A 25,753-nucleotide genomic window follows, 5' to 3' on the forward strand; every position below is an offset into this window, starting at 1 on the left:
ATAAAGGTTTCTCCCGATCAATTCACTTACTCTTCAAAACCGCACCCAGTATCAGGAGTACTACGCCAGCTATCACGAGGCCTATGCTTACGATGGAGGATAGTACGAAGGGCATGAGCGTATTAACATTAATCGTGCCGTAGGTATAATAAACCATCACACTCTCACTATAATTATTTACCATTGATAACGTGCCTGGGCTTGTTTCGGGTACGTACACAACCACGTATTGGCCCTCAACATTCTCGGTCTCTAACTGGCCCGGCCCTGATGTAACCACCTGTAATGGCTTTCCTAAGGTGTCATTGTAGATAATCATTATTGCAGCACCGTTTTCTGGAACGGCTATCGTTATTGATGAGTTTGGTGGGACCAGGGTCTCATTGCGTACCCCCCCAGTAACTAGGGCTTCAACGCCGCTTGTTATTCCTGAGCTTAGGTAAATACCTATGAAGAATATGGCAATCCCAAGCACTATTAATGCACCGCCCGTTATCAATAATCCCTTCCTCATTATTTCATTACTAGAATGAATTATTTAATAAGTAATTCTCACTCTGATGGGTTAGGATTAGGCATGTTCGTGGCTATCGAGGGTATAGACGGTGTTGGTAAGTCAACGGTAATATCCATGTTAAGGAAGAAGCTGGAGGAAGATGGTTATAGGGTGTACACCACGGCTGAGCCTAGTCAATCACCCATTGGCAGGTTAATAAGGGATTGGCTCCTTAAGCCTGGCTCTAACGTGGCTCACCCATCAATATTTGCCCTACTCTTCACGGCTGATAGGGTTCAGCATTACTATGGTGAGGTTAAGCCTATGCTTGACGGCGGTTACTTAGTCATTACTGAGCGTTATATGGAGTCGACACTGGCTTATCAAGGTGCAATGGGGGGGCTGCAGCAGGAGTGGTTAATGGAGCTTCACAGGTTTGTGCCTAAGCCAGACTTAACAATAATTCTTGATGCACCCATCGATACTGTGATTAGTAGGCTACGTAGTAGGCGTGAGCTTGAGGTTTTTGAGGTCAATAGGGAATTCCTCGTTAAGGTTAGGGAGATCCTGCTGAGGCGGGCGTGATGAATAACTACCCGGTGGTCAATGCGGATAGAGAGCTGGGCGTTGTTGTTGATGATGTTTACGGGTTAATAATTAATGCATTGAGGAGGGTAGCTTAAATAGGCGTAATGTGGTAGTACCTTGCTATGTCTGTTAAGATGATTGACATAACAAGTAAGGAACCTGTCTATAGGGAGGCCATTGCCACAGGCTTCCTGAGAGTCGACGAGGATACCATGGGCGAACTAATGAAGACTGGCGTTAGCGGTCTTGGTAATGCGGCGGCCATAGCTAAGGTAACGGCAATAAACGCAACAAAGACTGCTTGGAAATACATACCGCTTCTTCACCCGGTGCCAATTACGTATATCGAGGCCAGGACGCGCTATGAAAAGGATGGAATTAGGATGGCCGTGTTGGCTAGGACGAAGGCTCAGACCGGCGTTGAGATGGATGCATTGTTCGGCCTATTCACGGGTCTGCTGGCTGCGTGGAACACGATTAAGGGATGCAGTAGGACATGCACGCCTGAGTGGGTCACAAACTTCATGGGTAAGCAGGTACAGACCTGTGGTTCAAGCCGTGTTGATGGTATGTTCGACATTAAAGTCGTTAGTAAGGTTAAGTCTGAGGACGGGGGGGTAAGCCTTTCACTAGGTGATTTTGAGGATAATGCGGGTGGCGCACCTGTTGTCACGATGTTTGACGTTACCACCGAGCCCACGTATTACGGCGAAGCATCGGCTAAGGGCTTCATAAAGCTTAGGGAGGGCACTATCGAATTGATTAGGCAGGGTAAGGTGGAGAAAGGCGATGTGGTGACCGTGGCTAAGGCAGCGTCAATAATGGCCACCAAGAAGACCTGGGAGGTGTTACCCCTCGTGCACCTTAATTATATAACCTATGTTAATGCTGATGTTAAGGTTGTTGAGGATGGCGTTGAGGTTACCGTGGACACGCGTAACGTATCAAACACGGGCTCCGCGATGGAGCGGTCTTCGCCGTAGCGTCGGTCTACTGACTGTTTGGGATATGGTCAAGAAGTATGAGAAGGATGAGAATGGTCAATACCCGTACACAGTTATTAAGGAGGTCAGGGTATTAAAGGCCCTAAAAACGCCCGTTGTTTAGGCGTAGACCTCGGTTATCACCTTCTCAACTTCCTCAACATCCTTGACAGTGTCAACGGACTTCCAATAAACATCCCTATAGATAACGCCCCTAATCCTCCTCTCACTTGCTAGCTTTGGGAATGCCGTGACCTCAATATCGCCCTTATCAGGTAAGTACTTAAAGATGTCCTTGGTGAAGGCGTAGACACCCGCGTTTATTAGGTAATCAAGCAGTGGCTTCTCCCTGAACTCCGTTATGAAGCCCTCATGGTCAACGTGAACAATTCCATAGGGACTCCTCATGGGGGGGACGAGGGCTATCGTTGAGATGACATTACCATTCAACTGTTCTATTAATGGCTTAATCGATAGGTTCGTTATTATATCGCCATTAAGCACTATGAATACCTCATCCTCAAGGAACTTCATGGCGTTCTTAATGGCGCCACCCGTACCAAGGGGTTCCTCCTCAACGCTGTAGAATAGCCTAACGCCGAATTTGGAGCCATCGCCCATGACTTCAAAGACCTTGGTCCTTAGGTAACCAACGGCGAGGACTATATCCTTAATACCCTGCCTACTAAGCCACTCAATCTGCCATTGAAGTATTGGCTTACCACCAACCTCAATGAGTGGTTTTGGTCTATCCAACGTTAGTGGTTGGAGCCTCTTTCCAAAGCCTCCAGCCAGGATTAATGCCCTAACCATTAATTGAGAATTAAGTTAGCTCTATTAATGCATTAAGCATCATAAACCTGCATTTAAAGTTAAACTTATTAACTTAAACTTTAGGTTTAAGGAGCGTATGATTGATAAGGCATTGGAACTGCTTAGGCAGGGCAAGGTAATATTCATACACGATTCCGATAATAGGGAGAATGAGGTTGACGCAGTGATTAGGCTGATTACGTAACGCCATCCGTAATTACCTGGATGAGAAGGAATGCCGGTGGTTTAATATGCTTCGTGACGGAGGACTCAATAGGTAGGCAATTAGGTCTTGACTTTATGAGTAATGTATTACGTAAAATAGGCTTTAACGGGCTAGTGAAGAGGCCCGGCTATGGTGATGACCCAGCATTTTCAATATATGTTAACCACGTGAAGACAATAACGGGCATTAGGGATAGGGATAGGGCATTAACGATCACGAGACTTGCCGATGTGGTTAAGATGATTAGTGAGGGTAGGGTAATGGATGCCCGTAAGGTCTTCTATGAGGAGTTCTACGCGCCAGGCCACGTGCCAATATTGCTGGGCAGGGTGGGGGGGCACAGGTTCGGGCATACCGAGTTATCCCTAATGCTCTCAAGGATGGCGGGAATACCGCCAGCGCTGGTAATTGTTGAGATGCTCAGCGATGATGGTGGGGGGGCATTAAGTAAGGATACTGTAAGTAAGATAGCCAATGAATTAGGCACAGCTCTCATAAGTGGCGATGAAATAATTAATGAGGCTAAGAGGTATGGAATTATTTAAATATATTTATCTAAATAATAAATCATATAAGTGAATATCGTATTAACTCACGTATTACTAATATACCTCCTGCCTTGATATTGTTTAATCTCAACTTGTCATAATTATCATAAAATTTGATATTAGTAAAGAAATTATGTGAGATTTAGCGTATTGAGACCGATATATTCGTCCGTTGCATTTCCAAGCGATGTTTTTAAATACTCCCGAATCAATGAACTTATTGACCAATATGGTCACACTAGAGGACCTAGCAAAGAAGGAATATGATGTGGAGGGTAGGAAGCTTAAGCCTACGAAGGTTTGGAAGGTTCAGCCTAAGGGTAGGAAGGGCTTCGTAATGGCGTTGTTCAAGACGCCCGATGGCAAGACAGTGAGGAAAGTAATAGCCAAAGTAGACGAACAAGGAAACATAATAACCTAAGTACTTAATACGTTCAAATAAAAATTCATAAAAACTATCCATTTTTCCCTTTTTATTTCCTTACCTAAAAATCATATTAATTGCGTATGAATTGCTGGCTAGTCTTTATTGAGGACTGCTCAAGGCCATGCAATTGCGTAAGTGAGCACCCATTGGTTTTAAATTCGAATCCTGGTATTAATAAGGACGATAACGTGATAATTGTAGATGAAGAGACAAGGGTTCCCTGTTGCATGGCTACGGTTAATAACATTAAGTCTCTGTTATCAATAATACACCGAGAATATACATTTATCTAAAGGACTGTAAGACTCCCAGCGAGAATAGTATGTATGAAATTATGAGAGTTATAAGGTCTGTGAGCTATATGATTAAGATTATGAATATAAGTCAAAATTTATGTGGATACGATATTGATTAAATTGAACAAAAATATGATAATAAAAATTAAAAATACATTAAATATAAGGTATTTTTATGACAGAGTCTAAGGAGCAAAGGCAATCAATTAGGAGAAGTAATGTTAGGTGGCTCATTGTCGCTTTAATGTTTATCGCAATAACATTTAACTATGCTGATAGGGAGATATGGGTTTTAACAGAACCGGCATTCTCAGCATCCTTTGGATGGTCAAAGCCAGGTGCCCCCCCGCTATCTCATTATGCATTAATGAATATAAGCCTAATACTATTCATATGGTCCCTTGCATATGCAATCTTCAATTTCCCTGGTGGCTGGATCACGGATATGCTAGGAATAAGGAAGGCCATGGCAGCATTCTTTGGTCTATGGTCGGCATTCACGGCATTAACGGCATCAGCCTTCAACTTCATATCAATGGCAATTGTGAGAGGATTAATGGGTGCGTCAGAGGGGGGGCCTGTATGGCCAATAAATTCCCCAGTATAAGGGATCCGTCTAAGGCATTTACGTGGGCTGGGTCAGGGCAGGCATTAGGGCCTATAATTGGCTTGGCGGGTGGTGCGGCGTTATATGCATTATGGGGGGGTTGGAGGGGGGGCGTGTTTCTATTCTTCGGTATACTAGGTATATTATTAGCAATTGCTTGGTATGCACTTTCTAGGGATAAGCCTGAGGAGCATCCTTGGGTCAATAAGGCGGAGCTTGATTACATTAGGGAGGGTAAGGCCATGGCTACGGAACCAACGCTTAAGTCCAGCGATACATGGAAAATAGCACTCCGTATAGTATTTACGACACAGGCCGGTATTGGCGTCCTATTAACATTTATATCGTTTGGATATATACTTTATACATTCCTATATTGGTTACCACCGTTGATGTAGGTGAATTCGCCCACTCAGTAACTAAATCAGGTTATTACTCAGCGGCAATAGATACGGCACTCTTTATTGGTTTTATAGCGTCTGGTCCATTTAATGACTGGTTGGTTGCTCGTTATGGTAAAGTAATGGGTAAGAGACTCGGTTCGATAGTGCCCATGTCGTTAATGATAGTGGCAGTTGCCTTATCATACTTTACGGGGATTGCCCATGAATTATTGCCAACGGCGTTATTACTTGCGACGGCAGCGGGATTAATGAACTTAACCGTGGGTTCTTATGCCGTTAATGGCTTTGATATAGCACCACCTGGAACCACTGCTACTGTGATGGGATATACAATGGTATTCTTAATTTGATGAGTGCTTTCAACTCTATAATAATTGGTTACCTCTTTATTAAGTATGGACCCTTCGTCGGTTTCACAAGTGCTGTGTTCTTCATGGCACTATTCTTAGCTGGTTACCTAGTGTTTATTAGGGAGGGTACCTGGAAAAGGGCCATTGAGTATGGTTACTCACTCGTTCAGGAGACGTTAAGTAGGTACCACTGAGCGCTTTAATTAGTTATTATTAGTTAAAATACGTGTTACGTAATATTTATATCCACGATGTATTACCGTAGACTCACTATGTTTGGTTATGCAGGTAAGATTGCCAGGATTGATTTATCCAGTGGTAAAGTATTGATTGAGGAAACACCCAATTGGTTGGTGGAGTTGTTTTATGGAGGTAAGGGCTTTGTCTATGGAATACTGTCAAGGGAGTTAAGGCCAGGTATAGACCCATTATCAGGTAGCAATAAGATAGTCATTGCGGCCGGTGCCTTAGCTGGTTTGGCGCCTGCATCGTCTAAGACAATAGTTGGCGCCATTAGTCCACTCTCTGGCTTAATACATGACACCAGTGTTGGTGAGTGGTTTTCATACATGCTCAGGGGGGGTGCGGGTTTTGACGCGCTCGTGATTGAAGGCGCCTCAAGCGAACCTGTGTATCTATGGGTTAGTAAGGGTAGGGTCGAGATTAGGGATGCCGGGAGGATTTGGGGGGGATTAACAACTAGGGATTCCGTTAAGTTGATTAGGGAGGAGACGAGTAAGGCGGCTTCTATAATGGTCATTGGACCTGCTGGCGAGAATCTCGTGAAAATAGCGAATATTATGGTTGATGGCGAGAGAGCTGGTGGTAGAGGCGGATTAGGCGCAGTCTTTGGTAGTAAGGGACTTAAGGCAATCGCGACGTACGGGATCCCCCCAATATACCCATTGCCGATAAGTATGGTTTCATGAAGAAAGCCCTTGAGTTATATAGGAAGTTTCAGTCATCGGTTGATACGGCTGAGCATAGGGATTTCGGTACGACGAATGGGCTTCTATATAGTGGCTTAATAGGTACATCACCGGCATTTAATTACGGTAGGCCAAAGCTTGAGGATGAGCTCGCCTATAAACTGTCTGGGTCGCGGTTCAGGGAGTTAGGTCTTGAGAAGGGATTTCCTAATAAGCCTATTAAGATAATTGGTGCCTTATGCCCAATTAAGTGCTCGAGGTGGGTAAGAATACCTGGTGAGGAGGATTACGTTAAGCCAGAATACGAGACTCTAGCCCTATTGGGCGCCGCGACTGGGGTCTTTGATGAGAAGTACGTGCTTGAGGCTAATAGATTAGTTAACGACCTTGGTTTAGACGCCATAAGTACGGGCAATGTTATTGCCTGGGCCATGGAGCTTTATGAAAGGGGGGGTCTCATTACGAGGGAGGAGGTTGGAAATATTGATTTAAGGTTTGGTAATGGTGAGGCATTAATTAAGTTAATTAATGATATTGCCTATCAAAGGGGGGGTTTTGGCAAGATACTCGCTCAGGGCGTTGCTGATGCATCTAAAATACTAGGTAAGGGAAGTGAGTACGCAGTTCATTTCAAGGGTCTCGGATTACCCGCTTGGTATCCAAACACGGTATTAAGGGGGGGATTAGTTATTTCGTACTTAACGGCTGACGTTGGAGGTAGCCACCTCAGAGGTTGGCCAAGGCTTCATGACGCGGAGACGCCGCTTAGGGATACCGTTGCTTCAATGGTTGAAGATAGAGATCGTAAAGCCGTGATGGATTCAATGGGGGGCTTTGCGTTTTTAATCCATACACCCTGGACGATATTGAGATGCTGTATAGACTTGCTACTGGTAGGGATGTTACTAAGAATGACCTGGTTAAGGTTAGTGTTAGGATTGATACCATAGCCAGGATTTGGCATGTTCTGAGTGGTTATATTGACCCATGGGCTGAAGTACCAAGGAAGATGATAGATGACGTGAATGGCCCAAAATTTAGACGTGAAGAAATAATTGATGGTGTTAGGGAATTCTACAGGATTAGGGGGGGTTGGGACGTTGAAACTGGGCTTCCAAGCCGTGAGTATTTAAGGGATTTGAAAATTGAATGGATAACAGATCTAAGAGACAAAGCTGAAAAAGTACTAAGAGGGCATAAACCTTAATCTCCAGTGTTAAGCATTGTCAATACTGATTAATGCTGCCGTATCCTTACCAAAATCAATGCCGTGTTGTAAGAGGTTATAGCTTAGACATGATATGCATTATTGTAATACCCGGTGAGTTAACTACCCATCGCTGCTCTAGGGTCTTTTAATGCCCCTAATTTAATTACGGCCCTTGAGTGAATCAATAGGTAATGTGCAATTGAAAGAAAAATTGGCGGCCCCCCGGTGGGATTCGAACCCACGACCTACGGCTCCGAAGGCCGCCGCTCTTCCTGACTGAGCTACGGGGCCGTAGTATTACTCCTATATTTCCCTTTTATTTTTTAGGTGCACCTATGGTATTACCTCTGTTGAGTCGAGTATTGGGTCGTAAATTAATTCGTTACTATTGATGATGCCCTTATTCATAAGCTCCTTTATCTGAGGTGCTATCGCCAGCACTATCCTTATCGTTTCCTTGGTCACATAGTCCACGGCCTCAACACCATCTTTGCCCCAGTACTTCTCACCCTCCATTAACGCGTATAGACACCTACCACCACAATAAGGCCTAAACTCGCACTTCATGCACATCTCGGGCAGCTTTATTTCCATTAGTCTAAATCCATTGTTAATATCACCAAGGACTGCCCACTTCTCCCTGACGGCTATTGGGCATGCCAGTACCCTGCCATCGGTTGATACGGCGACCGCCCTATAACCTGCACCGCAGGGTGGTCCCTCGTATGGCTTGAATAAGTATGCATTTAATATACCGAGTATTGGCACCATACCTAGTATTCTACCTCCTCTGCGTTTTTCAGAAATAAGCTCACTAATTTCTTGATGCCTGGCAGGTAATTATTATTGGCCCAGGTCCTAACATCCCACTTATCGGTCCATATGACGTTCAACTGCCAATGAACATAGTTAAAACCAAGGCTCAGCAGGTGTGTGACGTCTTCGTAGATGTCCGTTAACTTGGTAACGGTCATCCTGGCAATAATTCTCCTAACGCCAATATTCCTCAGGTGATTTAATGCATTAACAACGGCCCTATAAACACCCCTACCCCCCCCTATTGGCGTCAGTAACGCTTTCTCTACCGTCAATGGATAGTAAAACTACGTCCATCCTCCTCCAATAATCCCTGGGCAGTAAATTAACGAGGGTACCATTAGTTTGGATTCCGAACCTCCTCGCCTTAATGTTATCCATGACCCACATTATGAAGCGTGGATTAAGCAGTGGCTCACCACCGTAAAAGATCACGGTAGCATCGGCATCCCTCTCAATCAATTGTTTCAGCCTATTAACATCATAAGTCACCCTCCAGGGTACGACATATGGTTCAAAGGATCCTCCACAGTATGAGCACTTTAAGTTGCATGCGCCCGTTGTAAATAGAAGCCACAGCATCCTTAACACCCTTACCAATTTTGATCGCTCATACTCAGAATGCTTTTAAAACTAGCACCTATTATTGTTAATTGATGGACATACTCACGATTTCACTTCAGGTGCTACTGCAGGCTGGATTAAGCAATCAGAGTAGCTTCTGGAGCTTTATATCTACGATAATTTGGCTCATAATATTCGTATTACTCCTCACACCATACTTCCAGAATTACATGGCAATAATGTGGTACTCATACAGTGTGGGAAACTTCCTCACTAACCTAAGTAGGTTGATAACTAATAATGTCAACCTAGTTATTAGCCATATTAACCAACTACTAAGGTCAAATGGGTCATCCCAACCAACAAATAAGGACTTAATTGAGAAAACGATACAAGATCTCATGGAGTTTGTGGTTATAGAACCAGTTAGCGCCGAACCTACAGGATTAATGAAGACCCTTAAGTTACTTGTGACCTCCTATAATGAAAAACTTGAGGACTCAATAAGGACTTTATTACCAAATATCGATAGGCCCCTCGTCCAGAATGTTGTTGATGCTGTTGATGGTTTAAGGGAATTGAATTACATATATAAAGTAATCATGCATTACTATAGGTTGAGTAATAAGTATAAGAATCCATACTTAATGATGCAGGTATATATGTTATTACCGATCATTAGGGAGTATGTTAATGCATTAAATGGTGCAATAACAACATTCTTAAAGGGACAGCCTGTTGGTGATGCCGCCGGCCCCCCCTTAACGGCATATAGGTTCATGAGGAGTTGTTCAGGTTTAACGGAGCTTACGCATAATATTAAGGACACGTACATAGGGCTTTGTGATTTTGAGGGTAGGAGGGTTTATGTTATTAAGGCTAGGGGGGGTCCTGGAGGTACGGTTGGTAATCTCGATGATGGCATAATATACCTAGTAGAGAGGGTTGGTGTTAAGCCGAGGATGATAATCACCGTGGATGCCGCATTGAAATTTGAGGGTGAGAAGACGGGATCAATAGCGGAGGGTGTTGGCGTTGCCATGGGTGGTATTGGTGTTGAGAGGTTCAACATAGAAAGGACCGCTAGTAAGTATGGAATACCGCTCTACGCCATATTGATCAAGATGGGATTGCCTGAGGCTTTATCGGCGATGACTAAGGATGTGGAGGGTGCGGTTAATGAGGCTGTGGAGAGGGTTAAGAGGGCTATTAGGGAGAATGTTAGGGAGGGTGAGGAGGTAATACTCATTGGTGTTGGTAATACTGGCGGTGTTGCCCAGTAGTTAGTAATTTATTTAAATGCTCAGTTGTCATGCATGCAGTGAGTTTCGAGTATTACTACATAACGGTTGTGAGTCTCGTAATTTTTATAGTGGCTTTGCTAATTGGGTTAATAATGAATAATAGGTACTATAGAGTTATTAAAGAGTTATTTGCGCAATTAGGGAGACAGAGTCCAAGGGGCAATTGGCAATTGGTGGTGATGTTGAGGTTTTAACGTGCCCTCGCTGTGGCTATTCTAAGACAATACCGTATAGGCTCGGGGATTATGTGGGTAAGGTTGTTGATGAGACGTGTCCCAATGATGGTGAGAGACTCGTGGTTCACGCAATATATTCTTCAAGGCCCACTGAGCAGTACTCATGAAGATAAGCTTTATAACTGGTTGGTTTGTTTACAAGATTCGTGACCCATTTTAATATGGAATAAGGCAATGAGCATAAAAGATGTCTTTAGCCTAAGTGATGGTGCGGAGGTCACGATAAGGGGGGGTTGGGTTTATAGGAAGAGAGAGTTGAAGGATAAGATATTCCTGGTAATTAGGGATGGGAGTGGTATAATTCAGACGGTCATTAGTAAGTCTGACCCGAACGTGGCGGGTATAGCATCTAAACTCAATATAGAGTCGTCACTCGTATTAACGGGTACTGTCAAGAGGGAACCAAGGGCGCCAGGTGGTGCCGAGATTCACGTTAGAAGCATTGATTGGTATTACGTTGGTGATGCATTTCCAATAAATGAGGATGCCGCTAAGGCAGATAGTGAGTACCTACTTGATGTTAGGCATTTATGGGTCAGGAGTAGGAGGATGTGGGCTGTGCTCAGGGTTAGGCATACAGTGTTTGGTGCTATTCATGAATTCTTTAGGTCTAGGGGGGGTTATTACGAGGTTCAGGGACCAATGTTTGTATCAGCGGCTGTCGAGGGCGGTGCCACACTATTTCCTGTTAAGTACTTTGATAGGGAGGACGTATACTTAACGCAGTCATCTCAATTCTACCTTGAGGTTTTGATCTACGCCCTTGAGAAGGTTTACACAGTGGCGCCAAGCTTTAGCTGAGCCTTCAAGGACTAGGAGGCATTTGACGGAGTTTTGGCATGCGGAGGCTGAGGAGGCTTGGCTTCAATTCGATGGTTTACTTAACCTGCTTGAGGACTTGATTACGTACGTCGTTAATAAGGTCCTTGAGGAGAGGCAGGATGAGTTGAAATTGCTGAATAGGGATACGAAGATCCTGGAGAATGTGAAACCACCATTCTATAGGGTTAGTTATGATGAGGCTATTGAGATTCTTCAGTCTAAGGGATTGAACATTAAATGGGGGGGCGATGACATCGGAGCTGATGAAGAGAGGGTGCTAACAATGCAATTCGATAAGCCAATCCTCCTACACCACTTCCCCGAGCAGGTTAAGGCCTTCTACCATAGAAACGACCCAAGTAGGCCGGAGACAACACTGAGCGTTGATGTACTTGCACCGGAGGGTTATGGGGGGGAAATCGTTGGTGGTGGGGGGGAGCGTATTTACGACTATGAGGAATTACTCGGTAAGATTAAGAAGTTTGGACTTAAGCCTGAGGATTATGATTGGTACCTGGACCTTAGGAGGTACGGTTCAGTGCCGCATGCGGGTTTTGGGCTTGGCATTGATAGGTTGGTAATGTGGGTTTGCGGACTTGATCACATTAGGGATGCAATACCATTCCCAAGGGATATAAGGCGTGTCAAACCATAGTATGTAAGTGATGATTTAAAATGGTTCGATTACTAATAACCGGTTCCCCTGGTGTTGGGAAAACCACGGTGGCGATAGAGCTTTCGAAAACACTTAATACAGCATTGATAGACATAAACGAAATAATAAAACCTCTCCTTAGGTGGGACCCTAGATTGCTCACGAATTACGTAGTGGATGAGGAGGAGGCACGTGAGCTAATTAAGAGGAGTTTACGTGGCCTAGACTCTTACGTTATTGATACTGTGGCTATAAACCTAATTGATAAGGCATTGATTGATTGGTGCATCGTACTTAGGCTCAACCCCCCCACTGAGTTAATGCGTAGGTTATTGATGAGGAATTGGCCTAAATGCAAGATTGTTGAGAATGTGTTAGCTGAGGCCGTGGTTCTTCATTGAGTATGGCCATTGACTTATTTGGTAAGGATAGGGTGATCGAGGTTGATACAACGGGTAAGGATGTTCAGGATATTGTTAAATACATAATTAATCATGTATTGAGTGGTAATGGTGTTATTGGCGTGGTTGACTGGCTTGATGCGCTCGATACGGATTTTCTAATAGGCCTTAGTAAGGAAATGGATGAGTGTGTGGCTTAATGGTCTGTATACTTAATACTTCTCATTAACCTCTTAATCTCAAACATGAATAACCTATTCCAGCCAATGTTCTCAAGTCTCTTAACAACACTCCTAAGTGTACCAGCTCTGAGACTCACGAGCAATACCTTACCAACACGCTTACCCTGCATGAAGAACCTAATGAGTACAAGTCTCTCATTCTCATACTCAAAGACGTAGTCCTTAATTGTCCTATACTTACCAAGCGTGTCGCCGAACTCCTCCTCAGCCATGTCAAGGTAAGTGGCTAGGTCTGGGTCAATCTCCATGTACTCAAGCCTATGTAGACCGGCATTCTCAAGGTCGAGGATGGCAACGTCGAGGTCCTTATTGACCTCGAATATGGCAATGCCATAAATGCGCATTTCAATCCCCCCCATGCCAATGGCAGTACTATGCTTTAAAAACATTTTGTTCGCTAATTACTGAAAAAACAGAGTCAAAGTGATATGTGAACGTAACTTAACCATACATAGTAAACTAGGGTGTTCACGATGGTAATTGGCACTCCATACCTCATGAATTCTAAAAAGCCAAAGCCTTCACCACCCCCTCTTCTCACTAGCCTCACTAATTATCACGTTACTAGCTGCGCCGATTAACGTTAGATTCCCCGCTATTGTACTGGATGCCGCAAGCCCAACCCAAATAATTAAGTTGTTAGGCATGACCCCCCCAACTCTCTCATTATTGGTATGTACAGGGCCACCATCGGCACATTACTAATAACCTGACTAAGAAGTAAGCCTGATATAAAGACGCCCAATAACGTCGTTGGTTGTGGCAGGTAATGAGCCAATGCATTAAGCACGCCTGACTCAAGGGCTCCCTCACTGACTATGAATAGGCCTATGAAGAATAGTATTGTTGTCCAATCAACATTATGCGCAACACTCCTCCTATCACCACCACTGAGTAGGTAGATTATTGAGGCGCCCATGAACGTCAAAGTAACTGGGGGGGTTAGGTATGGGCTTATATTGAAGATATCCGTTATGAAGTAGAGCGGTATTAGTATTAACAGTATCGTGATTGCCGTGTAAGCCAACCTCCTATTAACAAGTAACTCCTCAGGCCTTCTAACCTCCTCAATCACCACATCATCATTGTTATTACGAAACAAAAACAATAGTAATGGGTACGTCACCAACACGTTAATTATTGTCGGCGGTAGTAAGTAAAGTGCGAATACTATGAATGGCTTCGGCATACCTGACTCAAGCGCTATGAGTAGATTCTGCGGATTGCCGACCGGTAGCGCTACACTGCCTATGGTTACGCCAAAGGCCAGGGCGTAAAGTAAGGGTTTAATGTTTATCCTAGCCTGCCTCCTCATGGATACTATTACCGGCGTAAATGAACCAGCAATACCATCATTCGATAGGGCGAGCGATAATAGGGCTGATAGCCCAAATATCCTGAGTATTAACCTGCCCATACTACGGCTACTAATTAATAACCTATACGCTAGATAACTGAAGAATCCGCTAACCTCAAGCGCCGATGATATTGTGAATAATGAGATTAGGAATAGAATAACGTCGAGATTTATCGAAGATAGGGCCTGATTAGGCGTAAGTATACCGAGCACTATCGTTAAAGCCGCACCAAATAGCATTGCTATCCAGGGCTGTACATTAATCCTCCCAACCCCCCCTCAGGCTATCAGGCCATATGTAATTGCTAATACGACACTATCCTCAATGAACTTTATTGACAGCATATCCTGCTTAGTGTCCTTCTACACTAGTATAAGAATTAAAAAGCTTTGTCTCCGGCATTAATTAAAGGAAAGAGAATTGAACAAATAAACTTAATTAGGAAGATAGATAGTGAGTTATTGATGATGAGGCTCGAGAGGTTTGATTTAATGATAATAACGCAGGCCTTACTGAACATACTTAAGGAAATTAATCTCGTGACGAATTGGTGACATTAAATGAGAGTTATGGATTTTATTAATGATTTAAGGGCAGTGATCACGTTCTTTACGGTAATACCCATTGGTGGTCCTCACGATGTCTCAAGGGCATTGAGAAACGCGTGGCTCGCTATAATAATCGTTCCAGTGATAACTGGGTTATTACCTGGTCTCTTCGGTTACTACTTAAGCCACCTAATACATAGTGGTTTGTTGGTTTCCTCAATCACGTATTTACTATTACTTATTCTAACAGGACTTAATCACATTGATGGCTTTGCTGATGTGATTGATGCATTAATGGTTAGGGGGGGATCAGTTGAGGATAGGGTTAGGGTACTTAAGGACCCGCATAGGGGGGGCTCTGCGTCGGTAGCCATGGTCGTATTACTGGTGATACTTGCGGTATCGTCATTACCTAATTTAATGAGGATATTATGGCAGTCTCTGTTCATGGCGGAGATAGTGTCCAAGTCCTCGTGCTGTCTATGTGGTGTGGTTGGTAAAGAGCCTGGCCATAGGGGGGGGTTGGGTTGGCAATTAACTAGGTATAGTAAGGAGAGGGTTCATTTAATTATTATTGCATTAATAATCGGTCTGGCGATCACTTACTTACTACTGGGTTTAATTGGTGTATTAATAGCCTTGATATCAATTGTCTCTAGTATATTGTTGTTTCTGGCTTTGCAGGAAAGCCTTGGGGGGCGCTGTTGGTGATCTCTATGGCTTCATACTCGAGGTCTCAAGGGTTATAACTCTAGTACTACTATCACTGCTTATTCCTATGTCTATTTCCATCTAATGTTCAGTATTGCTTTAATACACCGCCTTAACCGCATCATTTGTATGAGCAATGACTCAGACGCTATAATAAGTATAACGCCGGACCTAGCATTAGATATGGGGGGGTACACGTATGCCGGTGGGCTTGGTGTTCTTGAGGGTGATAAGTTTTACGGTGCGGCAGCGCTCGGCCTTAATTACTATGTAATCACACTCCTATACAGGAATGGTTATGTTGACTATGACTTTGATGAGGATGATAATCCAATACCGAAGCCACAACCGCAACCTAAGTCCTTCCTTGAATCATTAAGGCTTGTGGATACCTTCACGGTTAGGTTAAGAAATGAGAATGTGGAGGTTAATGCGTGGGAGTATCGCCTAGGTTCTGCGCATGCGGTATTCCTAGAGCCTAGGGGGCCTGAGTGGGCCTTGAGGTTGACGGATAGGATATACATAGAGGGTAGTGTTGAGGAGAAGTTCCTGAAGTACATATTCCTTGCGAGGGGTGCTGTGGAGTTCATTAGGAGGAATGTGGGGCTTGAGAATGTTAGGTACATAGATCTTCAGGAGGCTTACGCCGCCATGGTGCCAATAACACTTAGAATACCTGGCAGGTATAGGCTCATTATTCACACGCCAGGTCCCTGGGGGGCATCCATCGTTCCCAAATAGGCTCTTTGAGGAGGAGACTGGTTACAGGTTTATTGAGGACCCAGTAGTCCTAACGAGCATTGGGGGCGGCAATGGCTTGGGAGGTAATAATGGTATCTTCGAAGCACTACGACATAATGAGGAAGGTAATACCTCAATTCATTAGTAAGGCTAGGTTCATAACAAATGGCGTCGACCTAAATAGGTGGATGGACCCAGAAATAAGAATGCTCTATGAGAAGGGGGTCACTAACGAGAGAGAGCCTTACTCTTATTAAGTCTCGATTAAAGAAGGAGTTGCAGGGTTTAATTAGATCGTATAAATCCATTGAGCTAAACAATGACTCGTTCGTAGTCGCGTGGGTTAGGAGAATGACGCTGTACAAGAGACCTCACTTTGTGGCTAGGTTAATAGAGGAGGGTGAGTTTAACGATGTCGTTTTCATATTGGGCGGTAAGTCCCATCCAATGGATAAGGATGGCTTGATATACATGAAGAAATTCAGGGAGTTACACAGGAAGTATAAAAACGTTGTTTACATACATGATTATGACGTTATTAAGGCAAAGACAATACTCAAGGGTATTGACGTATTACTATTCACGCCATTCCCCCCCGGCTGGGAGGCCAGTGGTACGAGTTTCATGAAGGCCGCAATAAATGGCGTGCCGAGCATAGCGTCTAGGGATGGTGCCGCAGTTGAGTTAATAACGGATGGCGTGAATGGCTGGTTATTCGGTAGTGATATTAGGGAGTTGATAGACTTCGCAAACGATCCAAGGGGTAAGGAGATTGATGAGAGGGAGTACACGGAGTTTAAGGCGAAGTTCTCCCAGGTGTACGACTATATAACTCGGATAAGGAGCGTTTCTACCTAATAAGCCTAAGTGCCATATTTAGTTTTGCACCCAGGGTCGACATCAAGAGGGTTCTTCGTGAGTACTACCCAGACCTCGTCAGGGGGGGATAAGGTTAAAGCTTTTTAATTCCCCCGGTAGCCTTGGTCGACAATGCCGACATGTAAACTCTGCGGTAGGTCCTTTGATACATTAACCGAGCTATACATGCATTTAAGTAGTGAGTGTAATAAAATCCCGAGGTCCAGGAGATGCCCCGTATGCGGTAATAAGTACAGGTCTATTAGGTTAATGAAGCACCACCTAATCAATGAGGCTTTCGTTGAGTCCAGGCATATGAACTACTTAATTAGCATTTAAGAATAATATTATTTTTCTACTAAATAAATCATCACACCGTGGAGGTTACCAGGGTTATTAAGGTTATATCTAATTGCAGGGAGTACCTTGATTTAATAGTGAAGGCATTATCAACACTTAATGGAATACTGCTCATGAAGTTCTTCGGTAATGACCTCGTAATAACCTACGACACCAATAACATTAGTTTCGGTGATATTGCACAGTCAATTCTCTCACTCGGTGTCGGCTTAATACTTAGGAAGGTCATCATGAATGCGAGCATTAAGGGCAGCATTAATTTTGAGGAGCTGGAGCTAATGATTAGTAGGTCTGTTGACGGTATTGTGAGCTTATTTTACGACCAAGCAACGTCTAGGCTATCAGTTATTATGCATCCGGATACGGACATAAACGCTATCATTAATAACCTAGTTAATATGGGCGTCACGATTAATGAAATAACCACAGATGAAATAACCCAGGTACTAATGGCCCGTTCCTAACCTATGGCGGTGTCGGCCTTACTAAGTCGGTGGGTAGGTTCAACTGCTTAGCCACCCTGGCTAAATGTCTCAAGTACACGGTTAGTCCCCCCCTATCCCTCTTAGCAGCGTCCACTATTGCCTGCATAATGTCGATAACGGCATCATAAACCTCCCTATCAACTGGGTATGGCGACCCATCCTTACCACCAAGCGCAAATGCATACCTCCTTGGATCAATATTTGCTGGGTCATCCCAATCAACCGGGCTCCTATAAACCAACTCAGCTATCAACGCCAGGGCTAACATTGTGCTAGGCCCAAAGCCCCTAACGAGTAGTAATTCCTTAAAGTCATTGGCATCCCTCGCCCTTTTAATGGCATCCTCATTTATCGATGCCGTGTACGGTCTAAAGGCACCGCTTATGTACGGATTATAGTACTTGGGTGGTTCCTTACCCAGGTACGTAAGTATCGTGGAGTCACCCCCCCTCATCATAGCCCTAACCAATGCCCAATCCCTAATTACCTTATTAACGTCCTGATGAACAAGGTCAAGTACGGTCTCCCTAGCATCACCACTTAACCTACTAACCATGTTAAGCGCATAATCACCCTTAACACCCACAATACCCGTATGAGCTCATTCAATAAGTCATTCTCCATCCAAATATGGTACCTCCTAGCGTACCTAATCCTCTCATTCATGCCCTGTTGAATTATCGCCCAAGTACCATCAGAACCGATAATCATTGCATGGTGATAAAGCCTATAGCCATCCTGCAACGCCGTATTATCAATCTTAGCAGAAAGCCTAGACATAAGCTTAAGCCTCTCAACATCGACATCCCAAACCCTACCCAACTCATCAATTTCAACGGGCGTATTAATTGCGTAAACCCCCCCCTTACCACCAACAACCCTGATACCCACATCCTTCTTCGATAATGCCTCCTTAAGCGCGGCAGTGGTTATCGTAGTGCTACCTGATGAGTCCCAATCCATACCAATTATGTTATTAAACGCCTGAAAGAAGAGTGGATTAGAGAATAATTTGATGGTGTCCCTGATACCGTGCTCATCAACCAATAACTCAACAATAAGTCCGCTAAGCTTAACCATCCTGCTATAGAGCCACGGTGGTACGTGGCCCGTATGTAACGGTAAATCCGCAAACCCTGAAACACTCACATAACTGTATTTTTAATGACTAATATATAGTTCTTTCGTTCTTAGTGCATTCCCTAGTGAGTTCTCATTAGTATCAATGGTAATAAGGTTATGCTTTTATGCACCCTTAAATCTTGATCATTAATGGATTTCGACTTTAGTAGGGAGGAGGCTCTGTTTAGGGATTCGGTTAGGGAGTTTGGCGAGCGTTACATAAAACCGCACTGGGTCGATCTTGACGAGGGCAGGTACTCACTCCTTGACTTAATACCTAGGCTTGCCGAGCATGGTCTAGTTGGTTTAACACTCAGTTCTAAATATGGTGGTTCGGAGGGTTCCTTTCTAATGGCGGCAATAGCCGCTGAGGAGTTGGCCTACGCAGACCCGAGCCTAGCGGTCCCGGTATACTTCCTACTGGAGACCGCCTGGCCCTTCATAGTTCAGCGTTACGCTAAGGATAGTGTTAAGGAGGAGGTCTTGACGAGGCTAACTAAGGGTGAGGCTTGGATTGGTATAGCGTCTACTGAGCCCCAGGGAGGTAGTGACGTGGCTGGTGAAAGGACCGAGGCAAAGCTCGTCAATGGTAAGTGGCTCCTCACGGGTGAGAAGAACATGGTGACTGGCGTTTCAATAGCCCTTAGGTTGCCCTATGGTGGTGGCTTCGTAACAATAACGAGGACGGGACCTCTCGAGGCTAAGCATAGGGCCATAACGACCATGCTATTCATGGTCAAGAGGAATGGGGGGGTTGTTAACACGGGATTTGAAACGAGGGATTACGAGGAGTGGGGGGGTAGGAGGGGGGGAATACCAACCGGTTACCTGAGGCTTAATGGTGCACCTGTGGATCCTGAGTTCGTGCTTGGCGAGGTGAATAATGGGTTTAAGATAGCCATGGAGGCTTCGATGTGGCCAGGACGTTAATTGGCGCCGCGGCCCTTGGAACTGCCCGTTGGATGCTTGAGCAGGGCAGGGAGTGGATTAGGAGTAGGGTTGTCTTTGGTAAGCCAATCTCCTCATACCAATCAGTAAGCTTTAGGTACGCCGAGCTAAGCACAAGGCTTGAGGCTGCCAGGCTCATGGTATATAGGGCTGCCTGGCTTGCGGATAAGTTCTATAGGGGGGGTGATTCCTCGGTTTCCATACTCGATGTTGCCAATGCAGGGGGCTATGGCCAAGATGCTCGCCGTGGAGTTGGCCATAGACGTTGGCCTAGAAGTCATGAAGTGGTTTGGCGGCGTTAGCTACTTCAAGGAAACCCCAATAGCCAGGGCATTCCTAGGAGCTGAGCTACTACGTTGGTGCTGAGGGAACACAGAACATAATGAGATTAATAGTGGCAAGGGGATTAATAGGTAAGGAAGTGGAATAATCACGTGCCTCATCGATGAATTATCATTCCTCTAAAATTACACAGTTAATAGGGATAGTACGTACATGATCCTCACGTCAACGAAAGCCTCAATAAACGCCGCAACCGCAATAACCATTGCCGTGATTACTACGCACCTAACAGTGATGGTTTCGGAAGTCATTCTAACTACCCTACCCATCGCGTACAATTCCAGGGTACCATGTGGAATCATTGAGACAAGGCCGGCAATCCCGTAGGGTGTGGTTAATAATCCAGCCAAGACTCCGTATACATATATAAAAATAGTGACATAACCCCCCCTAGAGTACTGGCTTATTAAGTAAAGTGCCGCAAACGCCGCGGAATTGGTCACCAACACCCACAGGAATAGCCTAACCTCAAAGCTTATGCTAAGCAATACCGCTGATACCCTAACAACATCAAAGGCCTTAAAGACAAGACCTCCAAGCAGTAAGCCCGTCATTACGCCTAATACGAAGAAAGTAACTATGTTCTTAAACATGGTAAAACACCAAGAACATCCCAAGGACAACCAGAGACACTATTACGAGGGTTATGTAGGTGGCCACTGAGACGAGTAGGGATTGTCTCACGGACCTTAGGAATAGCGTTAAGAAGAGGGTTAGGGTCGCGAAGGCTATTGGTGTAGGCGCTGCTAGGGTCAACAGTGGGTAATGGTTGTCGAGGAATAGCCTAAGTAGTCCAAGGGCTATTGAGTAAGTCATGACGTAGAAGGCGATAGACCAGGCAGTCATTGAGTAGACACCATAATCATTAATGGGCTTAGTTAGGGCTTTAACAATGGGCTTACCAATAACAGCGAAGAGCATTAGAGTGCCGAATGAGGCGACGAAGGTAAGGAAGTAAACAACCGTGGCTGAGTAAGGAGGATTCGACGAGTAGGGGGGGAGTAGGGAGATGAACTTAGGACCAAGGACCTGGACAGCCAATGATAAGGAGACTGCACTCGATATGGCTGACGCAGGCAGTGCCAATGCCCACGGCGGTAATAGGGAGAATGGATTGCGGGAAATAATAAACCTCCTAAAGTCGGGGTGAACAAAGCTTATTAATGAGAGGTCTAGGTACGTAAATGGATAAATCAGGATAAGCGGCACCATGGCTAATTTGCCATAACGAGCCCTCACACGCCACATAAACTCCCTAAACCTCTTAGTAAATTCACTCACGTTCATGACGCTTTTCCTCCTTAACAATACCGATGGGGGGGCACGACCAACGCTGTAGTAAGCGGTGAGATCCGCAAGCGCCTCATCAAGCATGGGATACACTAAAATGGTTATTGAAAAGAACATAATAAAGCTGCCATAAAGTAAAAACGTAAGTGAGTAACTCTCTATTACATTGATATGATGGTAAAGCGTCAATAATGCAATTAAATAATCAAAGGGCATTACGAGTACCGCGGCGGTCATCGTAATAACCATAGTCCTAATTAACGACCACCTTATATGATGCTCTTCATGCATCAGAACAGCCCTATAATCTATGGGGGGGTCGCCGGCTATATCCTCCGATACAAATATCACATTGGGAATCCTAAGCACCATACCACCAACGGCCTCGCCTAAATTAGTGGCGCCACTCACGATATACACGGCATCTTTACAGGGACCAGGCAAGACACGGCATGGCAGTAGGCGGAAAAGATCAAATACTATGAATATGAGTAAGATAGACATTACATTAATAAAATAAGCCATGAATGAAGTATATAAATTAAGTCCCCATTTAATTAAGATTGAGGAAGAAATACTAAATAATGCTGATGCCCATGAAATCTCAACCCCCAACGATCGCGCCATGATAGACAAGGGTACATAAAGTGTACGATATTTCTTATAAGTATTTAGGTTTATTTTTAATATTTTATACCTATACATAGTCACACATCAAATAAGAACTATGCGAGATATATACCAAGGCCGATGAGAGCTGCTCCACCCGTACCAAGAGCTACAGCTGCCCATAATGGCAATGTCTCATCAATAGCGATATAAAGTAAAGTGGCTCCTACTCCAGCAAACCCGGCGCCTCCCCCCCCAACATAACCTGCACCTGCACTTGCCCAGGCTGGGTTTCCGGTTTGCTGGCTCTCTAAATATAATTCTATCCCTATTATATGCGGCATCACTGGCATCATTGCTATTGCTATTAATGTCAGCGCAGCCATGGCCTTTATCGCATCTTTCTTAAGATCAGGAATATTACTTCTCATCATTATAATTATAAAGTTATTTTGACTAATTAATAAACATTACGCCATCATATTTATAATTTTTGTAAATTATTGATAATCACTGATGAGCATAATGCCACGACTATTCACAATGCTTAGCTCACATAATGCTGTGAGAATAATTTTTAAAGCATAATGTGCATTCTCTCACTAATATGGGTCAGCAATCCGTAACGCCGCGTACTGCTTACATACTCTCGTTAATAGGTAGTATATTAATGGTGATAAGCTCGATAGCGGTTCTAATATTTGCGGGGATGTTAATGGCGATGCCCCCCCACTTCTATGCGTTTCATAGGTTTGGTTATTACCCAATGATGTCCATAATACCGTTGGCGCCTATTTTCTTCGTAGTCATAGGAATAGTGGGTCTCGTAGTGAGCGTACTAGCTATGTACTTCTCCCTGAGACTTAGTAGGTTGAGTGACGTGAATGCCGTGCATAGTACTGGCATTGTGCTTTTAATACTGGCGATAATTGGCTTATTCGTGGCGAATGGCTTCTTCATAGGCTTCATACTACTCCTCATAGGCTCAATACTGGCCATCACGTGGAAACCATAAATAATGCCTAAGTGTAGGCTTTACTTAAATGGTTAATAAGGCCTTAATTAAATACATTGAGGAACTATTAAACCCGTACTCAACCTACTACTCAGATGGAGTATTAAACAGCGAGGGTATGACGTTACTTAGGATAATAGCTAGGGAAGTCCTTAAGGAGTACCCTGCCCTAAAATCGAGGTTTGCCAAGGCCAGGCGTAGGAGGGATTATGAGTATGTATCGAGTCTTCTTAATGAGATAATTTCCTATCTTTCGCAGCAGTCTCAATGAACTTCACGGATTTCCTGTATATCTCGCCTATTCTGAAATTATGACCTTTAATGATTATTATGGTAATTAACACTATCAATAATACTGTGGTCATTGCACGTTTATAAAGTGCCGCAATTCTCCTTAAGTGGTTCATACGTACCTTTATTCATTACGCTATACTTATATTTATCTTCACATTTAATTAGCCGTGCCTGAATTAACAACGGCACTTAGCATTGCTAAGAAGTGCTCTTCATACATTGACCTGGCTAGTGGATCCGTTGCTGAGTATGACTTCATAGAATGGCTGCTAAACCAAATAGATAATCCATTATTCTCATATGAATTGCAGCCTGTCAGCGTCCTTATCTGGAGGGATAGGTTTTCGAGGGTGGTGCACGGTAATAACGAGTTTAAGGCGTTAAGCATGCCACTGACGTTGGGTGGTTCCGATAGGGGTAAGCTCACCATGGACATAAATGACTCGGAGGGTAAGGTACTGCTTACGGATTTTCCCGAGGACATGGATGATGCGAAGTACATATACATAAAGGCGATGGAAAAGGGCGCCCTGGCAGTTATCTTTAGGGATAAGTACCCTGGCGTTGTTAGGAGGATTGTAGTGACGGCAACGCCCGACTATTCCTGGGATAGGGCGCCACCGCCTGTGATGCCGGCACTCACGGTATCTAAGGAGGTCGGTGATGAGCTGAGCAAGCATGTTGGTGAGGAGGTGGAGTTCGTGAGTGATGTGGAGACTAAATTGGGAACTGGTTACAATCTCATTGCAAATCTTGAGGGTAATAAGGAGGAATCGGTAATATTAGCCGTGCACCACGATCATTGGTTAACCGGGTATGCAGACAATTGCCTAGGCGTTGGTTTAGGAGCCTCCATTCTGCTCAATACAGTTAAGGAGAGATCGTCTATGAAGAGGGGCCTAACCTTCATTTCATTTACCGCCGAGGAGGCTGGTAATCCAGGATTCGCCAGTCTCTATTGGGCCTATGGATCAACAAGGTATGTTGAGTATCTCGAAAGGAGAAACCTGCTTAATAGTGTTTATGCCGTGCTCAATTTAGACGTAGTTGGTAGGCAATACGTAATACACACCAGTGAGGACTTATCTATGCAATTAAGCCAACTGATTAGCGCACAGTGGGAATTACCTAAACCTTATTTTGACTCCCTTAATTTTGAAATGAATGGTATACCGTCAATGACATTATCAAGTCTTGATTATTACTGGGACGTATACCACACGGATAAGGACGTAGAGGACAGGGCTAATCAGCAGGATATTGACTCCGCCCTTAAGGTTACAAATCAATTACTTAATTACTTACTAACGAGTGATTTAACACCATCGCCATATATATCAGTGTTAAATAGGGACATAATTAGTGTGGGTCTCGGTATAGAGCTCAGGGAGGACTGGGAAACATATAGACTTGTTAAGTACTTATTGTCGAAGTACTTGGTTGAGTATAGGCGTGATGGGTCAGTTAAGACGATATATACAAACTCAATACTGTCCTACGTGAGGAGGTTCATAAATATTAATGATATAAGCCAGGTACCACTCAGGGTTGAGGAGATGGGCACTGGCAGGGTGATCATGGACACGAGCACCATAAGGAACGTGAGGCAATTAAGTCAGTATATATCGCAAGTGATTGAATCACTTACTGAGGATATGAGCATAAACCTAGTTGTTTAATTCCTTAGTGCCTGTTCTATCCCTTATTAACGTACTCGATATCTTATTGCCAAATCCATCCTTAATTATTGGCACGGCAATAATATAAAGTGGACGTAGCCCCCTCTCCCTCCTAAGATTATTTATCTCGATAGCCCTCGCAAGGTCTCTAAACTAACTACTATGGCGTCAATTGTCGGGTCAACGATTGTTGGTCCGTAGGGGGGGTCATTAATAACGTCGATTATCACATCGCGGTCATTACCACCCAACTCCTTAATCAAGCTCTTTAGGTTAAGGAACCTAATCTTTAACGCTTTACCTTATACGCCTTATAGGCTTGGGCAAACTCATCGCTAGTTACGCCTACTAGCACCTTAAGTCCATAATTAAGCGCCGTAAATAGTAACGCCGTGTGCCCCCCCGCGTGCAATGTATCGAATGTGCCTCCAACAGCAACCTTTCTAAATCTAAGCCCTCGCATTCTCAGTATAAAT

27 protein-coding genes, 1 tRNA gene and 9 pseudogenes are annotated in these 25,753 nt (G+C 44.2%); 26 read left to right on the plus strand and 11 right to left on the minus strand.

Annotation, left to right across the window (positions count from 1 at the left end):
- Positions 1-22: 22 nt before the first annotated feature.
- Positions 23-514, minus strand: coding sequence for a hypothetical protein (locus JCM11217_RS09900; RefSeq protein ID WP_054842824.1), 492 nt, complete (start codon positions 512-514; stop codon positions 23-25).
- A gap of 63 nt (positions 515-577) precedes the next feature.
- On the opposite strand from JCM11217_RS09900, the gene tmk reads away from it, so the two are divergent.
- Together tmk and JCM11217_RS09910 are read left to right on the plus strand one after the other, a co-directional pair.
- Entirely contained in the window at positions 578-1,081 is a 504-nt protein-coding gene (gene tmk, locus JCM11217_RS09905) for a dTMP kinase (protein WP_243679119.1), read from the plus strand.
- 137 nt (positions 1,082-1,218) lie between these two features.
- Positions 1,219-2,191 (plus strand): annotated as a pseudogene (locus JCM11217_RS09910) (molybdopterin biosynthesis protein MoeC).
- Here the strand turns inward: JCM11217_RS09910 and JCM11217_RS09915 are convergent.
- Positions 2,188-2,880, minus strand: a complete 693-nt coding sequence (locus tag JCM11217_RS09915; RefSeq protein WP_054842825.1) for a nucleotidyltransferase family protein — start codon at positions 2,878-2,880, stop codon at positions 2,188-2,190. The pseudogene JCM11217_RS09910 and the gene JCM11217_RS09915 sit on opposite strands and share 4 nt — an antisense overlap.
- Before the next feature lie 97 nt (positions 2,881-2,977).
- Here JCM11217_RS09915 and JCM11217_RS09920 point away from each other — a divergent pair.
- The 7 genes and pseudogenes from JCM11217_RS09920 to JCM11217_RS09945 all read left to right on the plus strand — a co-directional run bounded on the left by JCM11217_RS09920 (position 2,978) and on the right by JCM11217_RS09945 (position 7,874).
- A pseudogene (locus JCM11217_RS09920) lies at positions 2,978-3,651 on the plus strand (3,4-dihydroxy-2-butanone-4-phosphate synthase).
- Between the two features lie 232 nt (positions 3,652-3,883).
- A complete protein-coding gene (locus tag JCM11217_RS09925) occupies positions 3,884-4,075 on the plus strand; it encodes a chromatin protein Cren7 (protein ID WP_054842750.1) in 192 nt (63 codons plus the stop codon).
- 546 nt (positions 4,076-4,621) lie between these two features.
- Positions 4,622-5,382, plus strand: a pseudogene (locus JCM11217_RS16060) (MFS transporter).
- Positions 5,361-5,738, plus strand: a complete 378-nt coding sequence (locus JCM11217_RS16065) for a hypothetical protein (protein ID WP_243679120.1) — start codon at positions 5,361-5,363, stop codon at positions 5,736-5,738. The pseudogene JCM11217_RS16060 and the gene JCM11217_RS16065 overlap by 22 nt, the downstream one beginning before the upstream one ends.
- On the plus strand, positions 5,738-5,932 hold the full coding sequence (locus JCM11217_RS16070) for a hypothetical protein (protein ID WP_243679121.1): 195 nt from the start codon (positions 5,738-5,740) through the stop codon (positions 5,930-5,932). The genes JCM11217_RS16065 and JCM11217_RS16070 overlap by 1 nt, the downstream gene beginning before the upstream one ends.
- 57 nt (positions 5,933-5,989) lie before the next feature.
- Positions 5,990-6,667: an aldehyde ferredoxin oxidoreductase N-terminal domain-containing protein gene (locus JCM11217_RS09940; RefSeq protein ID WP_243679122.1), complete on the plus strand. Its 678-nt coding sequence runs from the start codon at positions 5,990-5,992 to the stop codon at positions 6,665-6,667.
- A pseudogene (locus tag JCM11217_RS09945) lies at positions 6,664-7,874 on the plus strand (aldehyde ferredoxin oxidoreductase C-terminal domain-containing protein). The gene JCM11217_RS09940 and the pseudogene JCM11217_RS09945 overlap by 4 nt, the downstream one beginning before the upstream one ends.
- Before the next feature lie 215 nt (positions 7,875-8,089).
- Here JCM11217_RS09945 and JCM11217_RS09955 read toward each other — a convergent pair.
- Both JCM11217_RS09955 and JCM11217_RS09960 read right to left on the minus strand, forming a co-directional pair.
- Positions 8,090-8,168, minus strand: a tRNA-Arg gene (locus tag JCM11217_RS09955).
- Positions 8,169-8,210: 42 nt separating this feature from the next.
- Positions 8,211-9,275: pseudogene (locus tag JCM11217_RS09960) on the minus strand (TIGR04084 family radical SAM/SPASM domain-containing protein).
- 74 nt (positions 9,276-9,349) lie between these two features.
- On the opposite strand from JCM11217_RS09960, the gene JCM11217_RS09965 reads away from it, so the two are divergent.
- The 6 genes and pseudogenes from JCM11217_RS09965 (at position 9,350) to JCM11217_RS16085 (ending at position 12,875) form a co-directional block, all read left to right on the plus strand.
- On the plus strand, positions 9,350-10,540 hold the full coding sequence (locus tag JCM11217_RS09965) for a DUF1512 domain-containing protein (protein WP_054842830.1): 1,191 nt from the start codon (positions 9,350-9,352) through the stop codon (positions 10,538-10,540).
- 38 nt (positions 10,541-10,578) lie between these two features.
- Complete coding sequence (locus JCM11217_RS16075; protein WP_243679123.1) at positions 10,579-10,755, plus strand: hypothetical protein; 177 nt, start codon at positions 10,579-10,581, stop codon at positions 10,753-10,755.
- The gene (locus JCM11217_RS16080) at positions 10,725-10,904 is read left to right on the plus strand and encodes a hypothetical protein (RefSeq protein ID WP_243679124.1); all 180 of its coding nucleotides are present in this window, start codon (positions 10,725-10,727) and stop codon (positions 10,902-10,904) included. Before JCM11217_RS16075 ends, JCM11217_RS16080 begins: the two co-directional genes overlap by 31 nt.
- Before the next feature lie 67 nt (positions 10,905-10,971).
- Positions 10,972-12,274, plus strand: a pseudogene (gene asnS / locus JCM11217_RS09975) (asparagine--tRNA ligase).
- 20 nt (positions 12,275-12,294) lie between these two features.
- Positions 12,295-12,675, plus strand: a complete 381-nt coding sequence (locus JCM11217_RS09980) for an AAA family ATPase (RefSeq protein WP_243679125.1) — start codon at positions 12,295-12,297, stop codon at positions 12,673-12,675.
- On the plus strand, positions 12,672-12,875 hold the full coding sequence (locus tag JCM11217_RS16085; RefSeq protein ID WP_243679126.1) for a hypothetical protein: 204 nt from the start codon (positions 12,672-12,674) through the stop codon (positions 12,873-12,875). The genes JCM11217_RS09980 and JCM11217_RS16085 overlap by 4 nt, the downstream gene beginning before the upstream one ends.
- Here the strand turns inward: JCM11217_RS16085 and JCM11217_RS09985 are convergent.
- Together JCM11217_RS09985 and JCM11217_RS09990 are read right to left on the minus strand one after the other, a co-directional pair.
- A complete protein-coding gene (locus JCM11217_RS09985; protein ID WP_243679127.1) occupies positions 12,872-13,276 on the minus strand; it encodes a hypothetical protein in 405 nt (134 codons plus the stop codon). The genes JCM11217_RS16085 and JCM11217_RS09985 overlap by 4 nt on opposite strands.
- A 272-nt stretch (positions 13,277-13,548) precedes the next feature.
- Positions 13,549-14,487: an SLC13 family permease gene (locus JCM11217_RS09990; RefSeq protein WP_243679128.1), complete on the minus strand. Its 939-nt coding sequence runs from the start codon at positions 14,485-14,487 to the stop codon at positions 13,549-13,551.
- Between the two features lie 177 nt (positions 14,488-14,664).
- Between JCM11217_RS09990 and JCM11217_RS16090 the strand changes: the two genes are divergently transcribed.
- The 7 genes from JCM11217_RS16090 to JCM11217_RS10010 all read left to right on the plus strand — a co-directional run bounded on the left by JCM11217_RS16090 (position 14,665) and on the right by JCM11217_RS10010 (position 17,957).
- On the plus strand, positions 14,665-14,829 hold the full coding sequence (locus tag JCM11217_RS16090) for a hypothetical protein (protein ID WP_243679129.1): 165 nt from the start codon (positions 14,665-14,667) through the stop codon (positions 14,827-14,829).
- Positions 14,830-14,835: 6 nt separating this feature from the next.
- Positions 14,836-15,534: an adenosylcobinamide-GDP ribazoletransferase gene (locus JCM11217_RS09995; RefSeq protein WP_243679130.1), complete on the plus strand. Its 699-nt coding sequence runs from the start codon at positions 14,836-14,838 to the stop codon at positions 15,532-15,534.
- A 129-nt stretch (positions 15,535-15,663) separates the two neighbouring features.
- A complete protein-coding gene (locus JCM11217_RS16095; RefSeq protein WP_243679131.1) occupies positions 15,664-16,275 on the plus strand; it encodes a hypothetical protein in 612 nt (203 codons plus the stop codon).
- Between the two features lie 71 nt (positions 16,276-16,346).
- A complete protein-coding gene (locus JCM11217_RS16100) occupies positions 16,347-16,532 on the plus strand; it encodes a hypothetical protein (protein WP_243679132.1) in 186 nt (61 codons plus the stop codon).
- 19 nt (positions 16,533-16,551) lie between these two features.
- A complete protein-coding gene (locus JCM11217_RS16105) occupies positions 16,552-17,133 on the plus strand; it encodes a glycogen/starch/alpha-glucan phosphorylase (RefSeq protein WP_243679133.1) in 582 nt (193 codons plus the stop codon).
- 132 nt (positions 17,134-17,265) lie between these two features.
- Positions 17,266-17,472, plus strand: coding sequence for a hypothetical protein (locus JCM11217_RS10005; RefSeq protein WP_054842832.1), 207 nt, complete (start codon positions 17,266-17,268; stop codon positions 17,470-17,472).
- 38 nt (positions 17,473-17,510) lie between these two features.
- Positions 17,511-17,957: a hypothetical protein gene (locus JCM11217_RS10010; RefSeq protein WP_054842833.1), complete on the plus strand. Its 447-nt coding sequence runs from the start codon at positions 17,511-17,513 to the stop codon at positions 17,955-17,957.
- 1 nt (position 17,958) lies between these two features.
- On the opposite strand, the pseudogene JCM11217_RS10015 reads toward JCM11217_RS10010, so the two are convergent.
- Positions 17,959-19,058, minus strand: a pseudogene (locus JCM11217_RS10015) (DUF763 domain-containing protein).
- Between the two features lie 192 nt (positions 19,059-19,250).
- Between JCM11217_RS10015 and JCM11217_RS10020 the strand changes: the two are divergent.
- Positions 19,251-20,478: pseudogene (locus JCM11217_RS10020) on the plus strand (acyl-CoA/acyl-ACP dehydrogenase).
- A gap of 37 nt (positions 20,479-20,515) precedes the next feature.
- Here JCM11217_RS10020 and JCM11217_RS10025 read toward each other — a convergent pair.
- From JCM11217_RS10025 to JCM11217_RS10035, 3 genes are all read right to left on the minus strand, one after another.
- A complete protein-coding gene (locus JCM11217_RS10025; RefSeq protein ID WP_243679134.1) occupies positions 20,516-20,983 on the minus strand; it encodes a hypothetical protein in 468 nt (155 codons plus the stop codon).
- Positions 20,976-22,184, minus strand: a complete 1,209-nt coding sequence (locus tag JCM11217_RS10030; protein WP_243679135.1) for a hypothetical protein — start codon at positions 22,182-22,184, stop codon at positions 20,976-20,978. Before JCM11217_RS10030 ends, JCM11217_RS10025 begins: the two co-directional genes overlap by 8 nt.
- A 221-nt stretch (positions 22,185-22,405) precedes the next feature.
- A complete protein-coding gene (locus JCM11217_RS10035) occupies positions 22,406-22,723 on the minus strand; it encodes a hypothetical protein (protein ID WP_054842836.1) in 318 nt (105 codons plus the stop codon).
- Between the two features lie 173 nt (positions 22,724-22,896).
- Here JCM11217_RS10035 and JCM11217_RS10040 point away from each other — a divergent pair, with 173 nt between their 5' ends.
- The 3 genes from JCM11217_RS10040 to JCM11217_RS10050 all read left to right on the plus strand — a co-directional run bounded on the left by JCM11217_RS10040 (position 22,897) and on the right by JCM11217_RS10050 (position 25,277).
- Positions 22,897-23,304: a hypothetical protein gene (locus JCM11217_RS10040; RefSeq protein WP_054842837.1), complete on the plus strand. Its 408-nt coding sequence runs from the start codon at positions 22,897-22,899 to the stop codon at positions 23,302-23,304.
- Positions 23,305-23,332: 28 nt separating this feature from the next.
- Entirely contained in the window at positions 23,333-23,575 is a 243-nt protein-coding gene (locus tag JCM11217_RS10045; RefSeq protein WP_054842838.1) for a hypothetical protein, read from the plus strand.
- A gap of 190 nt (positions 23,576-23,765) precedes the next feature.
- A complete protein-coding gene (locus tag JCM11217_RS10050) occupies positions 23,766-25,277 on the plus strand; it encodes a M28 family peptidase (protein WP_054842839.1) in 1,512 nt (503 codons plus the stop codon).
- On the opposite strand, the pseudogene JCM11217_RS10055 reads toward JCM11217_RS10050, so the two are convergent.
- Positions 25,266-25,740 (minus strand): annotated as a pseudogene (locus tag JCM11217_RS10055) (pantetheine-phosphate adenylyltransferase). The gene JCM11217_RS10050 and the pseudogene JCM11217_RS10055 overlap by 12 nt on opposite strands.
- Positions 25,741-25,753 lie beyond the last annotated feature (13 nt).

The sequence above is a fragment of the Vulcanisaeta distributa JCM 11217 genome (assembly GCF_001316005.1).
Taxonomy (GTDB): domain Archaea; phylum Thermoproteota; class Thermoprotei; order Thermoproteales; family Thermocladiaceae; genus Vulcanisaeta; species Vulcanisaeta distributa_B.